At 42.3% G+C, this 18,555-nt stretch carries 15 protein-coding genes; 12 read left to right on the forward strand and 3 right to left on the reverse strand.

Features of this window, described 5'->3' with window-relative positions; translation table 11 throughout:
- Window positions 1-52: 52 nt before the first annotated feature.
- A complete protein-coding gene (gene pfeT / locus NST22_RS07515; RefSeq protein WP_003245873.1) occupies window positions 53-1,966 on the forward strand; it encodes a metal-transporting ATPase PfeT in 1,914 nt (637 codons plus the stop codon).
- Between the two features lie 37 nt (window positions 1,967-2,003).
- Here the strand turns inward: pfeT and NST22_RS07520 are convergent, their stop codons facing one another.
- On the reverse strand, window positions 2,004-2,207 hold the full coding sequence (locus NST22_RS07520; protein WP_003245332.1) for a hypothetical protein: 204 nt from the start codon (window positions 2,205-2,207) through the stop codon (window positions 2,004-2,006).
- Between the two features lie 165 nt (window positions 2,208-2,372).
- Here NST22_RS07520 and papB point away from each other — a divergent pair, with 165 nt between their 5' ends.
- The 8 genes from papB (at window position 2,373) to splB (ending at window position 11,480) form a co-directional block, all read left to right on the forward strand.
- Window positions 2,373-3,464, forward strand: a complete 1,092-nt coding sequence (papB, locus tag NST22_RS07525) for a di/tri-peptidase (protein WP_003244662.1) — start codon at window positions 2,373-2,375, stop codon at window positions 3,462-3,464.
- Between the two features lie 281 nt (window positions 3,465-3,745).
- Entirely contained in the window at window positions 3,746-4,711 is a 966-nt protein-coding gene (locus NST22_RS07530) for a LacI family DNA-binding transcriptional regulator (RefSeq protein ID WP_003244772.1), read from the forward strand.
- Between the two features lie 62 nt (window positions 4,712-4,773).
- A complete protein-coding gene (glcT, locus tag NST22_RS07535; RefSeq protein WP_009967114.1) occupies window positions 4,774-5,640 on the forward strand; it encodes a ptsGHI operon transcription antiterminator GlcT in 867 nt (288 codons plus the stop codon).
- Window positions 5,641-5,868: 228 nt separating this feature from the next.
- Window positions 5,869-7,968: a PTS glucose transporter subunit IIABC gene (gene ptsG, locus NST22_RS07540; RefSeq protein ID WP_003244661.1), complete on the forward strand. Its 2,100-nt coding sequence runs from the start codon at window positions 5,869-5,871 to the stop codon at window positions 7,966-7,968.
- 97 nt (window positions 7,969-8,065) lie between these two features.
- Complete coding sequence (locus NST22_RS07545) at window positions 8,066-8,332, forward strand: phosphocarrier protein HPr (protein ID WP_003154654.1); 267 nt, start codon at window positions 8,066-8,068, stop codon at window positions 8,330-8,332.
- The gene (gene ptsP, locus NST22_RS07550; protein ID WP_003218638.1) at window positions 8,332-10,044 is read left to right on the forward strand and encodes a phosphoenolpyruvate--protein phosphotransferase; all 1,713 of its coding nucleotides are present in this window, start codon (window positions 8,332-8,334) and stop codon (window positions 10,042-10,044) included. The genes NST22_RS07545 and ptsP overlap by 1 nt, the downstream gene beginning before the upstream one ends.
- Before the next feature lie 90 nt (window positions 10,045-10,134).
- Complete coding sequence (gene splA / locus NST22_RS07555) at window positions 10,135-10,374, forward strand: splAB operon transcriptional regulator SplA (RefSeq protein ID WP_003218644.1); 240 nt, start codon at window positions 10,135-10,137, stop codon at window positions 10,372-10,374.
- 77 nt (window positions 10,375-10,451) lie between these two features.
- Complete coding sequence (gene splB / locus NST22_RS07560) at window positions 10,452-11,480, forward strand: spore photoproduct lyase (protein WP_003245173.1); 1,029 nt, start codon at window positions 10,452-10,454, stop codon at window positions 11,478-11,480.
- A 14-nt stretch (window positions 11,481-11,494) separates the two neighbouring features.
- Here the strand turns inward: splB and NST22_RS07565 are convergent, their stop codons facing one another.
- Window positions 11,495-12,175 (reverse strand): GNAT family N-acetyltransferase, encoded by a 681-nt coding sequence (locus tag NST22_RS07565; RefSeq protein WP_003245627.1) that lies wholly within the window; start codon window positions 12,173-12,175, stop codon window positions 11,495-11,497.
- A 134-nt stretch (window positions 12,176-12,309) separates the two neighbouring features.
- Here NST22_RS07565 and mcpC point away from each other — a divergent pair, with 134 nt between their 5' ends.
- Window positions 12,310-14,277 (forward strand): methyl-accepting chemotaxis protein McpC, encoded by a 1,968-nt coding sequence (mcpC, locus tag NST22_RS07570; RefSeq protein WP_003245443.1) that lies wholly within the window; start codon window positions 12,310-12,312, stop codon window positions 14,275-14,277.
- A 137-nt stretch (window positions 14,278-14,414) separates the two neighbouring features.
- The gene (locus NST22_RS07575) at window positions 14,415-15,281 is read left to right on the forward strand and encodes an NAD(P)-dependent oxidoreductase (RefSeq protein ID WP_003245029.1); all 867 of its coding nucleotides are present in this window, start codon (window positions 14,415-14,417) and stop codon (window positions 15,279-15,281) included.
- 38 nt (window positions 15,282-15,319) lie between these two features.
- On the opposite strand, the gene NST22_RS07580 is transcribed toward NST22_RS07575, so the two are convergent.
- Complete coding sequence (locus tag NST22_RS07580) at window positions 15,320-16,093, reverse strand: CAP domain-containing protein (RefSeq protein ID WP_003244693.1); 774 nt, start codon at window positions 16,091-16,093, stop codon at window positions 15,320-15,322.
- Between the two features lie 336 nt (window positions 16,094-16,429).
- Here NST22_RS07580 and NST22_RS07585 point away from each other — a divergent pair, with 336 nt between their 5' ends.
- The gene (locus NST22_RS07585; RefSeq protein ID WP_003245075.1) at window positions 16,430-18,544 is read left to right on the forward strand and encodes a penicillin-binding protein 2; all 2,115 of its coding nucleotides are present in this window, start codon (window positions 16,430-16,432) and stop codon (window positions 18,542-18,544) included.
- Window positions 18,545-18,555 lie beyond the last annotated feature (11 nt).

Genomic DNA, 18,555 nt, shown 5'->3' on the forward strand with positions numbered 1-18,555 from the left:
TATAAGAGAAATGAAGATGATTTACGTTCTCAATTAGAGAGGAGAATTCGATATGAATGAACAAGTTATCGTTCAACGCGACCCGCATGAGCCATTGAAAACAGACAAGAGGGAAAAAAACTGGGCACAGCACGCGGAGCTTATTGCAGCACTTGTATCAGGCGCTCTTATTTTGGCAGGCTGGCTCTTATCCGGATATCAGGTATTATCCATAATACTTTTCTTGCTGGCTTTTGTGATCGGCGGATTTGCTAAAGCGAAGGAAGGAATCGAAGAAACACTCGAATCCAAAACGCTGAATGTAGAACTTTTAATGATTTTCGCTGCCATTGGTTCCGCCTTGATCGGATACTGGGCAGAGGGTGCTATTTTAATATTTATTTTTTCCTTAAGCGGAGCTTTAGAAACATACACGATGAATAAAAGCAGCAGAGATTTAACGTCTTTAATGCAGCTTGAGCCTGAAGAAGCGACATTGATGGTCAATGGTGAAACCAAAAGAGTTCCGGTTTCAGACTTGCAGGCCGGTGATATGATTGTGATCAAACCTGGAGAACGCGTAGCGGCAGACGGTATCATTGAATCGGGCTCGACAAGTCTTGACGAGTCGGCTTTAACAGGTGAATCAATGCCTGTAGAAAAAAACACAGGCGACACTGTATTCACAGGAACGGTGAATCGCAATGGCTCCTTGACAGTCCGTGTCACGAAAGCAAATGAAGATTCGTTATTCAGAAAAATTATCAAACTGGTTGAATCAGCGCAAAATAGTGTTTCACCCGCGCAGGCTTTCATCGAACGATTTGAAAATGCTTATGTGAAAGGTGTGCTAATTGCGGTGGCGCTCCTTTTATTCGTCCCGCACTTTGCGCTGGGCTGGAGCTGGAGTGAAACCTTCTACCGCGCAATGGTGTTTATGGTTGTCGCGTCACCTTGTGCGCTTGTCGCCTCTATTATGCCGGCGGCGCTGTCCCTGATTTCAAATGGCGCCCGCAACGGTATGCTTGTGAAAGGAAGCGTCTTTCTTGAACAGCTGGGCTCAGTGCAAATGATCGCCTTTGATAAAACCGGAACTGTAACAAAAGGCCAGCCTGCCGTAGAGACGATCAGAATAGCAGAAGGATTCAGTGAAGCGGAAGTTCTTGAGGCTGTCTATGCCATCGAAACGCAATCAAGCCATCCGCTCGCCCAAGCCATAACGGCGTACGCTGAAAGCCGCGGCGTGAATCAGTCCGGCTACATATCTATAGAAGAAACCTCAGGGTTTGGCGTTATGGCAGAAGTGTCGGGTGCGAAATGGAAGGTCGGTAAAGCAGGTTTTATCGGCGAGGAAATGGCAGCACAATTTATGAAACAAACAGCATCAGATGTCATTCAAAGCGGTCATACAATTGTATTTGTGAAAAAGGATGATCAAATAGCAGGCTGTATCGCACTGAAGGACCAAATCAGGCCTGAAGCAAAAGAGGTCATGGAAGAACTGAACCGACTTGGGATTAAAACGGCCATGCTGACAGGAGATCACGAAGACACGGCTCAAGCGATTGCCAAGGAAGCCGGCATGACAACTGTCGTGGCAGAATGCCTGCCTGACCAAAAAGTGAATGAAATCAAACGGTTAAAAGAAGAATTCGGAACGATTGCAATGGTGGGTGACGGAATCAATGATGCGCCGGCACTCAAAGCAGCGGATGTCGGCATTGCGATGGGCGGCGGAACAGATGTAGCACTTGAGACCGCTGATATGGTCCTCATGAAAAACGATTTGAAAAAGCTCGTAAACATGTGCCGCTTGTCTCGGAAAATGAACAGGATCATCAAACAAAATATCGTGTTTTCTCTAGCTGTAATCTGCCTGCTGATTTGTGCAAACTTTTTGCAGGCGATGGAATTGCCATTTGGCGTGATTGGTCATGAGGGCAGCACGATTTTAGTCATACTAAACGGTTTAAGACTCCTAAAATAAAACCAGCAGCCTAATCAGGCTGCTGGCTTTTTATGTATCAAGCTTTCCCTTCATTTTTGTCTTTATCAGATCTTTTCATAACTAGGATGAGAGCGAGGGTGCAGCAAAGGAAACCCGCTGCACAGCCTATGATAGAGCTGTAATAATAAAAGCCCACCATCTTCATCCCGATAAAAGGAGCGGAAATTCCCAAAACCGTTAAGAGCATAACTGCTTTTCGTCTGAAAAAATTCATCAGCAAACGGAACAACCCCCCTGCGATTGAACGTTACTGTCAGTATACAGGAAGAGGAGCAGGAAATAAAATGCATTAGAAAATGAAGGCGTCGTGAAAGGCAAACACCGGTAAAACCTGTTACAATGGAAGACAGAACAATGCATTGCAAATGGCAGGGAGGAACAAGAAGTGAATAGAATACAACGCGTCTCTTCATGGCTGAAGGAAGCGGGGCATACTGCCGCATTTATTCATACGAAAGAAAATGTTTTTTACTTAACCGGTTTTTACACAGAGCCGCATGAAAGATTAATGGGGTTATTTATTTTTCAAGAAGAGGAGCCTTTCTTTGTTTGTCCAGGAATGGAAGCAGGACAGGCCCGCAACGCAGGCTGGAATCATGAAATCATTGGCTATGCGGATCACGAAAATCCGTGGGAGCTGATAGAGAAGGCTTTGAAAAAGCGAAATATCAGCATACATATGCTTGCGGTAGAAAAGGATTCAATCTCGCTGTCACGTGCAGAACAGCTGAAGCATGCGACGGGCGGGGCTCAATTTGTTTCAGCAGAAGAAACACTCAATCAATTTCGCCTGATTAAAGATGACAATGAGATTCGTTTGCTGAAAGAGGCGGCAAAGCTTGCAGATTACGGTGTTGAAGTCGGCACAGCCGCTTTGCGTGAAGGCATCAGTGAAGTGGAAGTGCTCGCTCAAATTGAGTATGAGCTGAAGAAAAAAGGAATTCAGGGCATGTCTTTCTCTACAATGGTTTTATTCGGAGAAAAATCTGGCCAGCCTCATGGAAATCCTGGTACAGCCACGTTGAAGAAAGGTGATTTTGTTTTATTTGATCTCGGTGTTATTCTTGATGGCTATTGCTCTGATATTACAAGAACGTTTGCATACAAAACCATCAATCCGAAGCAGGAGGCCATTTACGAGACTGTGCTTCAAGCGGAAAAAGCCGCGATTGAGGCAAGCAAACCCGGTGTGAGAATCGGAGATCTGGATTTAACTGCCCGCGGAATCATTGAAAAAGCGGGATATGGTGATTATTTTCCTCACCGGCTTGGGCATGGACTCGGAATTTCAGTCCATGAGTATCCATCAATGAGCCAGGCCAACGATACACTGCTGCAGGAAGGCATGGTCTACACGATCGAACCGGGGATTTATGTGCCAGAGATCGGCGGCGTACGCATTGAGGATGACGTTCACGTAACAAAGGACGGAGCAGTTGCTCTGACCCAATATCCAAAGGATTTGATCATACTGTAATAGAAATAAAAAAGGACTTTGTTCTCGACATCGTCCTTTTTTATCTGCATTAAATAAAAAAATCATCAAATGTTCGAAAGGGTTTAATTTCATGTTTTTGGTTGAGAGGTTTTACAGCAAGACAGCTGCCACCGAGAACAGTGAGACATAACCCAATTAAAATGAAGAAACCCATGTGATCTTCTCCTTTCAGCTAAAAACACAAAAAGATATCTGGTACGTCCATATCATATTGTATGAAACGCATTCCAGATCAAGGGGATTTAGAAAGAAGGGAATCTATGGCTAATATTAAAGACATTGCAGAGAAAGCCGGTGTCTCTGTTACAACGGTTTCCCGAGTCATAAACAATCATCCATACGTCAGTGAAGACAAACGAAAAAGAGTGTTTGAGGCAATGGAATCATTGGAGTACACGAGAAATATTCACGCTGTACATTTGTCGAAAGGATTTTCAAACATGATTGGTGTTGTCTTGCCGACGGTTAATCTGCCATATTTTGCAGAGCTGATTGCAGGAATAGCCGACGCAGCCGCGGAATCCGGGGTTCACCTCTCTTTATTCCAAACAAACTATGAAGTACAAAAAGAAATCTTTGCGCTGTCCCAATTAAAGCAGCGCCAGGTTGACGGCCTGATTTTTTGCTCAAAGGCGCTTGCTGATGAGAAACTCATGGAATGGGAGGGCCCGATTTTGCTTTGCCAGAATTCAGATAATGCCCGCTTCCCAACCATCAGCATTCCTCACCAAGAAGCATTTCGGAACGGCTTGGACTATTTAATTGCCAAAGGGCACAAAAAAATAGCCATCTGTTTGGCAAGAAAAAAAGGCATGAACAGCCATTTTCGAATCAAAGCCTACAAAGAGGCATTGGAAGAGATCGGCGAGGCATTTCGTGAAGACTGGGTAATTGAGAAAGCGATTACAATCAATGATGGGAAGGCGCTTTTTCATAAATGGAATACGTGGAAGGAAAAGCCGACGGCTATTTTTGTTGCCAATGACCAAGTCTCAGCAGGGCTTTTTCTTGAAGCAAAGAACCAGCGGGTGTCAGTACCGGATGAGCTTGCAATCTTAAGCGTTGATAACCACGAAATCAGCCAAGCGCTTGGAATCACAACGATCGATATTCAGACAAGGGAAATGGGAAAGCAGGCATTTGCCATATTGGAAAAAAGAATTCAAGGACAGCCGATTGAAAGGAAAGTTCTGGATTACCGTCTCATCGAAAGATCGACTGTTTAGTGAATGCATTGAAAAAAGGTTTGACGTGCATTCTGTTCGTTATGTACGATATGAGGTATTGAATGACAAAGGAGCTGAGGATCGTGAATGGGTCCTTCACAGTGAAAAAGGTACTGAATAATAACGTATTAATTGCTTCTCATCATAAATACAGCGAAGTCGTTTTAATCGGAAAAGGTATTGGTTTCGGAAAAAAACAAGATGATGTCATTGAAGATAAAGGCTACGATAAAATGTTCATTTTAAAAGACGAGAAGGAACAAAAGCAGTTTAAAAAGCTCCTTGACTATGTTGATGAAAAGCTCGTTGATATTTCAAACGATGTCATCTATCACATAAGCAATAGGACGAATCACTCATTAAATGAACATATTCACATTGCGTTGACAGACCATATCGCATTTGCGATCAAAAGGCAGCAGCAGGGATTTGATATGAAAAATCCATTTCTAATGGAGACTCAGTCACTATATCCTGAGGAGTACCAAATTGCCAAAGAAGTCATAGATATGATCAATGAAAAAGCGGGACTCTGCCTTCCGGAAGGGGAGATTGGTTTTATCGCTCTGCATATCCATTCAGCGTTGACAAACCGTCCGCTGTCCGAGGTCAATCAGCACTCTCAGCTCATGGCGCAGCTTGTCGAGGTGATTGAAGACTCATTTCAAATGAAAGTAAATAAGGAAAGTGTCAACTATTTGCGGCTGATCAGGCATATCAGATTTACAATAGAAAGAATTAAAAAAGAAGAACCGACTAAAGAACCAGAAAAATTAATGTTGTTATTGAAAAATGAATATCCGCTATGCTACAATACAGCTTGGAAATTGATTAAAATCTTGCAGCAAACATTGAAGAAACCAGTTCATGAGGCGGAAGCGGTTTATCTGACGCTTCATCTGTACCGATTAACCAATAAAATTTCATAAATTCAGTTTATCCTTATAACGTGTTACTGATTCGATCAGGCATGAGTGATTGAGGGAAAAAAACGGGAAGTTCATTCTCGTTCTTTTGCGCACCCAATTTTGCTCATGCCTTTTTGTTGTGTAAAAGGGCAAATGTAAACGGTTAAACTGGAAGACTTACGCCTGTGAATTCGTTGTCATGATTTTTAGCTGTAAGGTCAGACTAGTAAAAAGAGGAGGTCAATTCTTATGTTTAAAGCATTATTCGGCGTTCTTCAAAAAATTGGGCGTGCGCTTATGCTTCCAGTTGCGATCCTTCCGGCTGCGGGTATTTTGCTTGCGATCGGGAATGCGATGCAAAATAAGGACATGATTCAGGTCCTGCATTTCTTGAGCAATGACAATGTTCAGCTTGTAGCAGGTGTGATGGAAAGTGCTGGGCAGATTGTTTTCGATAACCTTCCGCTTCTTTTCGCAGTAGGTGTAGCCATCGGGCTTGCCAATGGTGATGGAGTTGCAGGGATTGCAGCAATTATCGGTTATCTTGTAATGAATGTATCCATGAGTGCGGTTCTTCTTGCAAACGGAACCATTCCTTCGGATTCAGTTGAAAGAGCCAAGTTCTTTACGGAAAACCATCCTGCATATGTAAACATGCTTGGTATACCTACCTTGGCGACAGGGGTGTTCGGCGGTATTATCGTCGGTGTGTTAGCTGCATTATTGTTTAACAGATTTTACACAATTGAACTGCCGCAATACCTTGGTTTCTTTGCGGGTAAACGTTTCGTTCCAATTGTTACGTCAATTTCTGCACTGATTCTGGGTCTTATTATGTTAGTGATCTGGCCTCCAATCCAGCATGGATTGAATGCCTTTTCAACAGGATTAGTGGAAGCGAATCCAACCCTTGCTGCATTTATCTTCGGGGTGATTGAACGTTCGCTTATCCCATTCGGATTGCACCATATTTTCTATTCACCGTTCTGGTATGAATTCTTCAGCTATAAGAGTGCAGCAGGAGAAATCATCCGCGGGGATCAGCGTATCTTTATGGCGCAGATTAAAGACGGCGTACAGTTAACGGCAGGTACGTTCATGACAGGTAAATATCCATTTATGATGTTCGGTCTGCCTGCTGCGGCGCTTGCCATTTATCATGAAGCAAAACCGCAAAACAAAAAACTCGTTGCAGGTATTATGGGTTCAGCGGCCTTGACATCTTTCTTAACGGGGATCACAGAGCCATTGGAATTTTCTTTCTTATTCGTTGCTCCAGTCCTGTTTGCGATTCACTGTTTGTTTGCGGGACTTTCATTCATGGTCATGCAGCTGTTGAATGTTAAGATTGGTATGACATTCTCCGGCGGTTTAATTGACTACTTCCTATTCGGTATTTTACCAAACCGGACGGCATGGTGGCTTGTCATCCCTGTCGGCTTAGGGTTAGCGGTCATTTACTACTTTGGATTCCGATTTGCCATCCGCAAATTTAATCTGAAAACACCTGGACGCGAGGATGCTGCGGAAGAAACAGCAGCACCTGGGAAAACAGGTGAAGCAGGAGATCTTCCTTATGAGATTCTGCAGGCAATGGGTGACCAGGAAAACATCAAACACCTTGATGCTTGTATCACTCGTCTGCGTGTGACTGTAAACGATCAGAAAAAGGTTGATAAAGACCGTCTGAAACAGCTTGGCGCTTCCGGAGTGCTGGAAGTCGGCAACAACATTCAGGCTATTTTCGGACCGCGTTCTGACGGGTTAAAAACACAAATGCAAGACATTATTGCGGGACGCAAGCCTAGACCTGAGCCGAAAACATCTGCTCAAGAGGAAGTAGGCCAGCAGGTTGAGGAAGTGATTGCAGAACCGCTGCAAAATGAAATCGGCGAGGAAGTTTTCGTTTCTCCGATTACCGGGGAAATTCACCCAATTACGGATGTTCCTGACCAAGTCTTCTCAGGGAAAATGATGGGTGACGGTTTTGCGATTCTCCCTTCTGAAGGAATTGTCGTATCACCGGTTCGCGGAAAAATTCTCAATGTGTTCCCGACAAAACATGCGATCGGCCTGCAATCCGACGGCGGAAGAGAAATTTTAATCCACTTTGGTATTGATACCGTCAGCCTGAAGGGCGAAGGATTTACGTCTTTCGTATCAGAAGGAGACCGCGTTGAGCCTGGACAAAAACTTCTTGAAGTTGATCTGGATGCAGTCAAACCGAATGTACCATCTCTCATGACACCGATTGTATTTACAAACCTTGCTGAAGGAGAAACAGTCAGCATTAAAGCAAGCGGTTCAGTCAACAGAGAACAAGAAGATATTGTGAAGATTGAAAAATAAGGGTGTTAGTACGCCGTGCTTGTCAGATGACAAGTACGGTTGTATGATATAATATTGTGAAGTAATAAAGCTTTAAGTTAAAAGGAGAATGATAAAAATGGCACAAAAAACATTTAAAGTAACTGCAGATTCTGGAATCCATGCTCGTCCTGCGACAGTTCTTGTACAAACTGCTAGCAAATACGACGCTGACGTTAATTTAGAATATAACGGCAAAACAGTTAACCTTAAATCTATTATGGGTGTTATGTCTTTAGGTATCGCTAAAGGCGCTGAGATCACAATCTCTGCTTCCGGAGCTGACGAAAACGATGCTCTTAACGCTTTAGAAGAAACAATGAAAAGCGAAGGACTCGGCGAGTAATGCAAGAATTAAAAGGGATTGGTGCTTCAGCCGGCATCGCGATTGCAAAAGCGTACCGGCTTGAAGAGCCAGATTTAACGGTTGAAAAGAAAAACATCTCTGATTCTGAAGCGGAAGTAAGCCGTTTTGATGAAGCGATTGCACGTTCAAAAGAAGAGCTCGAAAAAATCAAAGAGCACGCTTTGAAAGAACTGGGTCAGGATAAAGCTGATATTTTTTCTGCTCACCTTTTAGTTCTCAGTGACCCTGAGCTTCTGAACCCTGTGAAAGAAAAAATCAGCACTGATTCAGTGAACGCTGAATTCGCTTTAAAAGAAACGTCTTCTATGTTCGTTACTATGTTTGAATCTATGGACAACGAATATATGAAAGAGCGTGCGGCAGATATCCGCGATGTAACAAAACGCGTAACCGGCCACCTGCTTGGCGTCGAAATTCCAAACCCAAGCATGATCTCAGAAGAGGTTATTATTGTAGCTGAAGACTTAACACCGTCTGACACAGCTCAATTAAACCGTGAGTTCGTAAAAGGATTCACTACTGATATCGGCGGACGCACATCTCACTCTGCCATCATGGCACGTTCTCTTGAGATTCCAGCAGTTGTTGGAACGAAAGCTGCTACAGGCACGATCCAAAACGGCGTGACTGTTATCGTTGACGGTATCAATGGCGATGTCATTATTGACCCATCTGCGGAAACTGTAAAAGAGTATGAAGAAAAACATAATGCTTATTTGGCTCAAAAAGCTGAGTGGGCGAAGCTTGTCAATGAACCGACTGTCTCAAAAGACGGACATCATGTAGAGCTTGCAGCGAACATCGGTACTCCTGATGATGTAAAAGGTGTTCTTGAAAACGGCGGAGAAGCAGTTGGCCTTTACCGTACAGAATTCCTTTACATGGGAAGAGATCAGCTGCCTACAGAAGATGAGCAGTTTGATGCTTACAAAACGGTTCTTGAGCGTATGGAAGGAAAATCAGTCGTCGTGCGGACACTTGATATCGGCGGAGACAAAGAGCTTCCTTACCTGCAGCTTCCTAAAGAAATGAACCCGTTCCTGGGATATAGAGCGATTCGTCTTTGCCTTGAAGAGCAAGAAATCTTCAGAACACAGCTTCGCGCGCTGCTTCGTGCAAGTACATACGGAAACTTGAAAATCATGTTCCCTATGATTGCGACAGTTAACGAATTCAAAGAAGCAAAAGCGATCCTTCTTGAAGAGAAAGAAAAGCTCGTAAAAGCGGGACAGGCTGTATCTGACGATATTGAAGTCGGAATGATGGTTGAGATTCCGTCAACTGCAGTCATCGCTGATCAGTTTGCTAAAGAGGTTGATTTCTTCAGTATCGGAACAAACGATTTGATTCAATACACAATGGCAGCTGACCGTATGAATGAACGTGTATCTTACCTGTATCAGCCATACAACCCGGCAATCCTTCGCTTAATTACACTGGTAATTGAAGCAGCACACAAAGAAGGAAAATGGGTTGGCATGTGCGGAGAAATGGCAGGAGACGAGATTGCGATTCCGATCCTTCTCGGCTTAGGCTTAGATGAGTTCTCAATGAGCGCAACGTCTATCCTTCCGGCAAGAACACAAATCAGCAAATTGTCTAAACAAGAAGCTGAGTCATTCAAAGAGAAAATCTTATCTATGAGCACGACAGAAGAAGTTGTCGCGTTCGTAAAAGAAACATTCAAGTAATGTACAAAAACCAGACGGCCTCCGGCCTGTCTGGTTTTTTTCATAAGTAAGGGTATAGAAGGACACAATAACATGGCTAGGAGGGATAGTATGTCAAACCAATTTAACGCAGGAGATACTGTTTATGTGATCTACAGAAATCCGCACGCCGCCAATGTAGCCCACATAAAGGAAGCCGAAATTGTGCACCATCCATACCATGAAGGCGAGCTTTCCCTGTTTATTTATGAAACCTATCATCCATTCGCAGAGGACGATGCTGTGTTTGCAAGCTATGAAGAAGCTAAATCGCTTTACAAAGAACTGTTTGATATTGATCCGTATGAGTAACAAGGAAATCATTACAACTCATATCCTTTCCGCCTAGTGAGAAAAGTAACGTTAGTAAAGGAAAAGGATGTGGCATCATGCAGAACCCATTTGTTCCGCAGCTTGTGTATATAGAACCGAGGGCGCTGGAATATCCGCTGGGCCAAGAATTACAAGATAAATTTGAGAATATGGGTATTGAAATCAGAGAAACGACATCCCACAATCAGGTGCGTAATATCCCTGGGAAAAATCATCTTCAGCAATATCGCAATGCGAAATCAACTTTAGTTATCGGTGTCCGGAAAACATTAAAGTTTGATTCATCCAAACCCTCGGCCGAATATGCCATTCCGTTTGCAACAGGCTGCATGGGGCATTGTCATTACTGCTACCTGCAAACAACCATGGGATCAAAGCCGTATATCAGAACTTATGTAAACGTCGAAGAGATTTTAGATCAGGCAGATAAGTATATGAAGGAGCGCGCACCAGAGTTCACAAGGTTCGAAGCATCATGTACGTCAGACATTGTAGGAATTGATCATCTGACACACACGCTGAAGCGCGCCATTGAACATTTTGGCCAAAGTGATCTCGGAAAGCTCCGATTTGTAACGAAATTTCATCATGTCGATCACCTATTAGACGCAAAGCATAACGGGAAAACGAGATTCAGATTCAGTATTAATGCCGACTATGTGATTAAAAACTTTGAGCCGGGAACTTCACCTCTTGATAAGCGGATAGAAGCGGCAGTAAAAGTTGCAAAAGCAGGCTACCCGCTAGGCTTTATTGTTGCTCCGATTTATATTCATGAAGGCTGGGAAGAAGGATACAGACATCTGTTTGAAAAGCTAGATGCTGCTTTGCCGCAGGACGTTAGACATGACATTACGTTTGAATTAATTCAACACCGTTTTACAAAACCGGCCAAACGAGTGATAGAGAAAAATTATCCGAAGACGAAGCTCGAATTAGATGAAGAAAAGCGCCGTTATAAATGGGGCCGTTACGGGATCGGAAAATATATTTATCAGAAAGATGAAGAGCATGCACTTCGAGAGGCACTTGAATCCTATATTGATACCTTTTTCCCTAACGCAAAAATTGAATATTTCACTTAAACGGGCTGTTGTGATCAACAGCTCGCTTTTTTATAAAAAACATTTTTCCATTCCATCAAAACGCCGTAATTCAATGATTCTTTATCCTCCAAATAATTGCTGACTACACGAATAGGTGAACGCCCGCAACGGAGGAGAAAGGACAGCACAGGGTCGTTTTTCCTGCCTTCCATCACATCTTCAACGTACTGAACAGCGCTGATCTCGTGTGCGTATTTATAATACAAAGGAATGCGGCCGCCGCCGAGAAGGCGTTCCAGTCTTTTATCAACAGTCAGCTCATACATCGTATTCATCAGCCATTTTCCGATTCCAAGCTTTCGATAATGAGGAGAAACAGAAATATCCACTACATATAAAGTATTTCCATGAGGTTCATGATTTTTAATCGATCCGTTGTCAGTTGCTTGTGCCCATGTATGATCAGGAGAATCAGGCTCAAATTGTACAATAAGAGCAGTCATGGAACCGATAATTCTGCCATTGATGAGCGCGCATAAAGCGCCTTCCGGAAAGGTTTTGATATGGCTGGCAAGCTGGTCCTCTGACCACAGCAATTCCTGGGGAAACGGAGGAGGGAAACATTCTTCTTGAAGAGAAATCAGCCTCTCGATGTCAGTCTCAGTGTAGTTTCTAATGGTCAGAGCCTCAAATTTTCTGCCGTCATGCACATACATTTGTTTTAGTATGATCATCACTCTCCTTATGTTGTTTCATTATAACGAAGATTGAATTTTCAGTAAATATATTCCGATTTTCTTATAATTTATTTTTTGATTATTCATTTTTCAAACGAAAGGGCCGATATAGAAATTAGGAGGGGATTGGTTTGTTTAAAAAACTTCACATGAAGATTGCTGTTTTTGTTTCGATTATGTTAATCATCACAGTTGTTCTCTTAATGCTGTCTTCTTATTTGACGCTAAAACCGATGATTACAGAGGATGGGAAAAATACAACTCAAAACGTGACGCAGTCACTTGAACAAAATATTGAATTGCAATTAAAGAGTTATGCCATTTCGTTATCAAGATTGGCTAATGGGGAATTAACGCATACATTTGTAACGAAACCAAGTAAAGAAGCTTCTCGGCTGTTTCACGATGACATTAAGCAAATCAAAGACAACGATGATTATGTTGCGATGGCTTACATAGGCACCGCAAAAAAAGAAATGTTTACATATCCAAAAGCGGATTTCGCTGAGGATTACGATCCAACATCAAGACCATGGTATAAGCTTGCAGCTGAAACCCCGGATCAAGTTGTTTGGACGGAACCTTATAAAGATGTCGTGACAGGAGACATGATTGTTACTGCATCGAAAGCGATCTTAGACAGGCAAAAAGTGATAGGGGTTGCCAGCTATGACTTGAAACTCTCTGCTATCCAGAGTATGGTCAATAAACAAAAGGTGCCTTACAAAGGATTTGCCTTTTTAGCTGATGCGAGCGGCAATCTTTTAGCCCATCCGTCAAATCAAGGAAAAAATATATCAAAGGATCAAACACTGCAAACCATCGCATCCGAGAAAAAAGGGATACAAGATGTGAATGGGAAAATGGTTGTGTACCAAACGATTGGCGAGACAGGCTGGAAGGTCGGAACGCAATTTGATACCGATCAATTAATGTGGATTTCAGATAAAATGAATCGGGCCAATCTTTGGATATCATTGATTGCGCTTATCATAACAATTATTCTCAGCTACTTCCTGGCCAAAACGATAACCGGTCCGATACAGCAGCTGATCGTAAAAACGAAAGCTGTTTCCGCAGGCGATTTAACAGTGCGCGCGGAATCAAAATCTAAGGATGAAGTCGGTATTTTAACAAGAGATTTCAATCTGATGGTTGAAAATATGAAGGAAATGGTTGAGCAAGTGAGACTCTCTTCAGGGAAAGTATCTGACACCTCTGAACAACTAACGGCTGTGGCTGCCGAAACTAATGAAACAAGCGGACAAATTGCAAAAGCGATTGAAGAAGTAGCCGCAGGGGCATCGGAACAGGCTTCTGAAGTTGAAACCATTAATGAAAAATCGGAAAGCCTGTCAACGAAAATCAGGCAAATCGCTGAGGAGGCAGGCGGAATTAAAGAACGCTCAAAATCGTCCGAGGATGCAAGCTATAAAGGACTTGACGCGCTCGGCCAGCTGCTGATGAAATCAAACGAAGCCAATATGGAAACGAAAAAGGTTGAAACGATGCTGCTGGATTTGGAAAATCAAACTAAGAATATTGAAGAAGTCGTTACAGCGATTTCAAACATATCTGATCAAACCAACTTGCTTGCCTTAAATGCCAGTATTGAGGCAGCCAGAGCCGGAGAAAGCGGGCGCGGTTTTGCCGTCGTAGCCGATGAAGTGCGGAAGTTAGCTGAGCAATCAGCCCTTTCTACAAAGCATATCAGCGAGACTGTGAAGCTTATCCAGCTTGAGACAAAAGAGGCCTCTCACGCGATGGTTGAGGCAAGCAGAATGAATGATGAACAAAACAGTGCAATTCACGAAACTGGAGAGGTATTAAATACGATAACTGCAGAAATGCAGTCACTGGTACAAGGTATTGATCACATTTACGCGGAAATTCAAAGAATGAGTGAAGAACAGCTTGCGATTTCTGAAGCCATTCAAAGCATTTCAGCCATATCACAGGAATCAGCTGCCGCAGCAGAGGAAGTGAACGCATCAACCGATGAACAGCTTGTCACCCTTGATAAAGTCAAACACTCAACGGAAACACTAAAACATGCAAGCCAAGAGCTTATGAACACAATTGCAAAATTCACATTGTAATCCAATTACATCCCCAAACATCATTTGTTTTGGGGATTTTTTATTTTATAAGATGAATAGATATGGTAGTCTAGAAAATGAAGGAAAAATGATAAATTTTAACTAAAATCTAAACGAAACATCTGGGAGGAATGACCTTGAAAAAAACAATTGGTTTTATCGGTCTTGGAGTAATGGGAAAAAGCATGGCATCACATATTCTCAATGACGGCCATCCTGTATTGGTGTACACCCGGACAAAAGAAAAAGCAGAAAGCATACTTCAAAAAGGCGCGATCTGGAAAGATACGGTCAAAGATCTTTCGAAAGAAGCGGATGTTATCATCACAATGGTCGGCTATCCCAGTGATGTTGAAGAAGTGTATTTCGGAAGCAATGGAATTATTGAAAACGCAAAAGAAGGTGCATATCTTATTGATATGACGACATCTAAGCCTTCGCTTGCGAAGAAGATTGCTGAAGCGGCCAAAGAAAAAGCATTGTTCGCTTTAGACGCTCCTGTTTCCGGTGGAGACATCGGTGCACAAAACGGAACACTCGCGATTATGGTCGGTGGAGAAAAAGAAGCTTTTGAAGCCTGCATGCCGATTTTCTCTTTAATGGGAGAGAATATTCAGTATCAAGGACCGGCTGGAAGCGGACAGCATACCAAGATGTGCAATCAGATTGCAATTGCAGCCGGTATGATCGGTGTTGCTGAAGCGATGGCTTATGCCCAAAAATCAGGCCTAGAGCCGGAAAATGTTCTGAAAAGCATCACAACGGGCGCAGCCGGAAGCTGGTCATTGTCAAATCTTGCTCCCCGTATGCTGCAAGGCAACTTTGAACCGGGATTTTATGTGAAGCATTTTATTAAGGATATGGGAATTGCACTAGAGGAAGCAGAATTAATGGGGGAAGAAATGCCAGGCTTGTCGCTCGCAAAATCTTTATATGACAAGCTAGCTGCTCAAGGTGAAGAAAACAGCGGAACACAGAGTATATATAAGCTTTGGGTGAAATAAAAAAAGATTGCCTGTACGAAACAGGCAATCTTTTTTTATTATTTTCCGATGAATTGTTGTGTCCAGATGCTTCCAGACTCAACGTAACCAACACCGATGTGAGTAAAGTTAGGGTTTAGAATGTTTTTTCTGTGTCCTTCACTGTTCATCCAAGCTTTTACTACTTCTTCTGGTGTCTTTTGGCCCTTCGCAATGTTTTCACCTGCTGTTTTGTAGCTGATTCCGAAAGATTTCATCATATCAAACGGTGAGCCGTATGTTGGGCTTTGGTGATCAAAGTAGTTTTTGTCTTTCATATCCTGAGATTTTGCGCGTGCAGATTTGCTTAACGTTTCATCAATTTGAAGCGGTTTTAAGCCTTGTTTTTGTCTTTCTGCATTTGTAAGTTCAACAACTTTTTTCTCATATGCACTTACAGATGAAGGTGCAGACGTTGTTGTGTTTGTTTTTTCAGCAGTTGCGGGTGCTTTAGAAGCAGTGTTTTGATCAGCAGCTGCTTTTTCAGTAGTCTTTTGTGCAGGTTTTGCCGTTTCTGTCTTTTGAACATCCTGAACTTTCACGTTAGATTGCTTCGCATGTTTTTGAAGAAGCTGCTTCATCTCTTTTTCGTTTGCAGCGTTTAACGTTTTGATATTTGTGTTAATATGCAGTTTTTTCACTGCATCGTTAAGTGACATGTTTTGTACTGTGTTCCCCGTTTTTACTGTAACCACAGGCTGGCAGGAGAGTTCTTTCGCTGATGCTTGCTGTACGCCCCCGAATGTGAATAATCCAACCGCAGCGGCAGCAGATAAAATAAATGCTTTCTTCATTAGTTCGTAACCTCCTAGAGTTGTTTGTTTCTACAGAAAAATCATAACATAGCTTTTTTGTCATAAAGATTCCAGCACTTTCCTTTGACAAATAGAGATTGTCATTTTCGTAAAGTAAATCCGTTGAATCACTAAGAATAAGGGAATCAGCGGTATATATGATTTTATCGTACCGTTACATAGCTTCCTTTTTTTTGAACCGTTAGTTATATTTTAATGTGTTTTTATATTGACAGCTTTTTTTACTCCTTTTCGCTGTAACAACTATTACAAAGGTGTTACAATTAATCTCAGTATATGTAAATATATTGAATGATTTGAGAGGGGTAACCAGAAGTGACTGAAATAGGACGTGAACCAAAGAAAAAGAGCAAAGGAAACAGAGCAATCAGAATGAACCTTTTTTTCCTAGCTGTCTTTGTTCTATTCACTGCATTAATTTTTAAGCTCGGGGTTGTTCAAATTGTTGAAGGCGAACAGCATGAAGAAGACGCTGAGAAATCAAATGCAAAAACAGCTTACTATCCTGCGCCTCGCGGGAAGATGTACGACAGAAACCAGAAAGTTGCTGTCGACAACCAGAGCGTTCCAGAAATTGTGTATGTATCAACATCTAGCACAAAAACAGAAGATAAAATCAAAACAGCGAAGCGGCTTGCTTCTTTCATTCATATTGATACCGAATTTTTGAAGGAAAGGGATCTTCGTGATTACTGGATCGCAGCTCATCCGAAAAAAGCCGCCGCTCTGCTTAAGGAATCAGAAAGCAATCTGAAAGGAGACCAGGCTTACAAGCTTCAAATAGAGCGTGTTCCGGATCAAGAATTAAAGGCTATTCAGCAAGATGACGAAGAAATGGAAACTGCTGCGATATATACAAGGTTTTCAAGCGGAAATGCTTACGAACCTCAAATCGTAAAGGCAATGAATCCAAATAAGAGCAATAGCAATGGAAAAAACGGAGCGCTGCTTGATGAGAAGAAAAACTCCTCGCAAAGACCAAAAAATGACTTAACATATGATGAAATTTCCATTGTTTCTGAGCATTTAGAAGAACTTCCGGGAATCGATATCGTAAACGATTGGACACGAAAATATCCTTATGACAAAACCCTTTATTCTGTTTTCGGGGGCGTCACGACACCTGATCAGGGCCTGCTGAGCGACCGGAAAGATTTCTACTTAACAAGAGGCTATGCGAATAATGACAGGGTGGGAAAAAGTTATTTAGAGTATCAATATGAAGAATATTTAAATTCGCATAAAGAAAAAGTGGAATACGTAGAAGATAATAAAGGAAATGTCGTCAGCCAAAAAACCATTGATAAGGGCAGCAGGGGATACGATCTTCAGCTTTCTTTTGACATGGAGCTTCAGGCAAAGGTAGAAAAGATCATTGAAGAAGAAGTAAGAAACAGCCGTGCACGCGGAAATTACATGCTTGACAGAGCCTTTGCCGTAATGATGGACCCGAATAACGGCGATATTTTATCAATGGCAGGGAAAAAGATAGATTTAAAAACCAACAAAATTGAAGATTATGCGATAGGGGCATTTACCACCCAATATGAAATGGGATCAGCAGTAAAGGGGGCCACCGTGCTAGCCGGCTATCAGGACGGGATCCCGCATTATAAATATTATATCGATGCTCCAATGCTTTTAGGAACGAATCTTATAAAAAAATCTTATACTAATATGGGAACCATCAATGAATTAACCGCATTGCAAAAAAGTTCAAACGTATATATGTTCAATGTTGCCATGCATATTGCAGGCGTAACATACAAGCCGCATGGATCTCTCCCGGCTGATCAGAACGATCTACTGAAAATGAGAAACTATTACAGCCAGTTTGGTCTGGGAGTAAAGACAGGTATTGATCTCCCGCAGGAATCAGCCGGAATGCAAACCACACCTAAAACTGTAGGAGGATTAATTTTAGACTTAGCAATTGGCCAATACGATACATACACACCGCTTCAAATGGCTCAATACATCTCAGTAATCGCCAATGGTGGCTATCGTGTTCAGCCTAGAATCGTCACAAGTATTCATAAGCCAGGAAAAAAAGACCAGCTGGGTAAGGCGATTGAACATAGGAAACCTAAAGTACTCAATAAGATTAATAATTCAGAGAGCGATTTGAAACAAGTACAAACAGGCATGAAATTAGTCACTTCTTCAGGGACAGCAAAAAATACGTTTACAGAAGATGTATCAGGGAAAACGGGAACAGCGGAAACATTTTACTACGGCACGAATCGCAACTGGTGGGGGAAAAAAACATACAATCTGACTTTTGTCGGCTATTACCCGTCGAAAAAACCAAAAGTGGCCTTTAGTGTTGTTGTTCCATCAGTAGATGATGATGATAAGATCAATAAAATTATTGCCAAAAGAGCTATCCACGCCTACGCAGAGCTCGAAAAAAAACACAGTAAAAAATAAAAAACAGGGTG

The sequence above is a fragment of the Bacillus sp. PS237 genome (assembly GCF_037963345.1).
Lineage (GTDB): Bacteria > Bacillota > Bacilli > Bacillales > Bacillaceae > Bacillus > Bacillus subtilis.

What these genes read in the sequence shown, in the direction of transcription:
- pfeT (WP_003245873.1), top strand. Translation starts at nt 53, where the DNA reads ATGAATGAACAAGTTATCGTTCAACGCGACCCGCATGAGCCATTGAAA.
- NST22_RS07530 (WP_003244772.1), top strand. Translation starts at nt 3,746, where the DNA reads ATGGCTAATATTAAAGACATTGCAGAGAAAGCCGGTGTCTCTGTTACA.
- glcT (WP_009967114.1), top strand. Translation starts at nt 4,774, where the DNA reads ATGACAAAGGAGCTGAGGATCGTGAATGGGTCCTTCACAGTGAAAAAG.
- ptsG (WP_003244661.1), top strand. Translation starts at nt 5,869, where the DNA reads ATGTTTAAAGCATTATTCGGCGTTCTTCAAAAAATTGGGCGTGCGCTT.
- NST22_RS07545 (WP_003154654.1), top strand. Translation starts at nt 8,066, where the DNA reads ATGGCACAAAAAACATTTAAAGTAACTGCAGATTCTGGAATCCATGCT.
- ptsP (WP_003218638.1), top strand. Translation starts at nt 8,332, where the DNA reads ATGCAAGAATTAAAAGGGATTGGTGCTTCAGCCGGCATCGCGATTGCA.
- splA (WP_003218644.1), top strand. Translation starts at nt 10,135, where the DNA reads ATGTCAAACCAATTTAACGCAGGAGATACTGTTTATGTGATCTACAGA.
- splB (WP_003245173.1), top strand. Translation starts at nt 10,452, where the DNA reads ATGCAGAACCCATTTGTTCCGCAGCTTGTGTATATAGAACCGAGGGCG.
- NST22_RS07565 (WP_003245627.1), bottom strand. Translation starts at nt 12,175, where the DNA reads ATGATCATACTAAAACAAATGTATGTGCATGACGGCAGAAAATTTGAG.
- NST22_RS07580 (WP_003244693.1), bottom strand. Translation starts at nt 16,093, where the DNA reads ATGAAGAAAGCATTTATTTTATCTGCTGCCGCTGCGGTTGGATTATTC.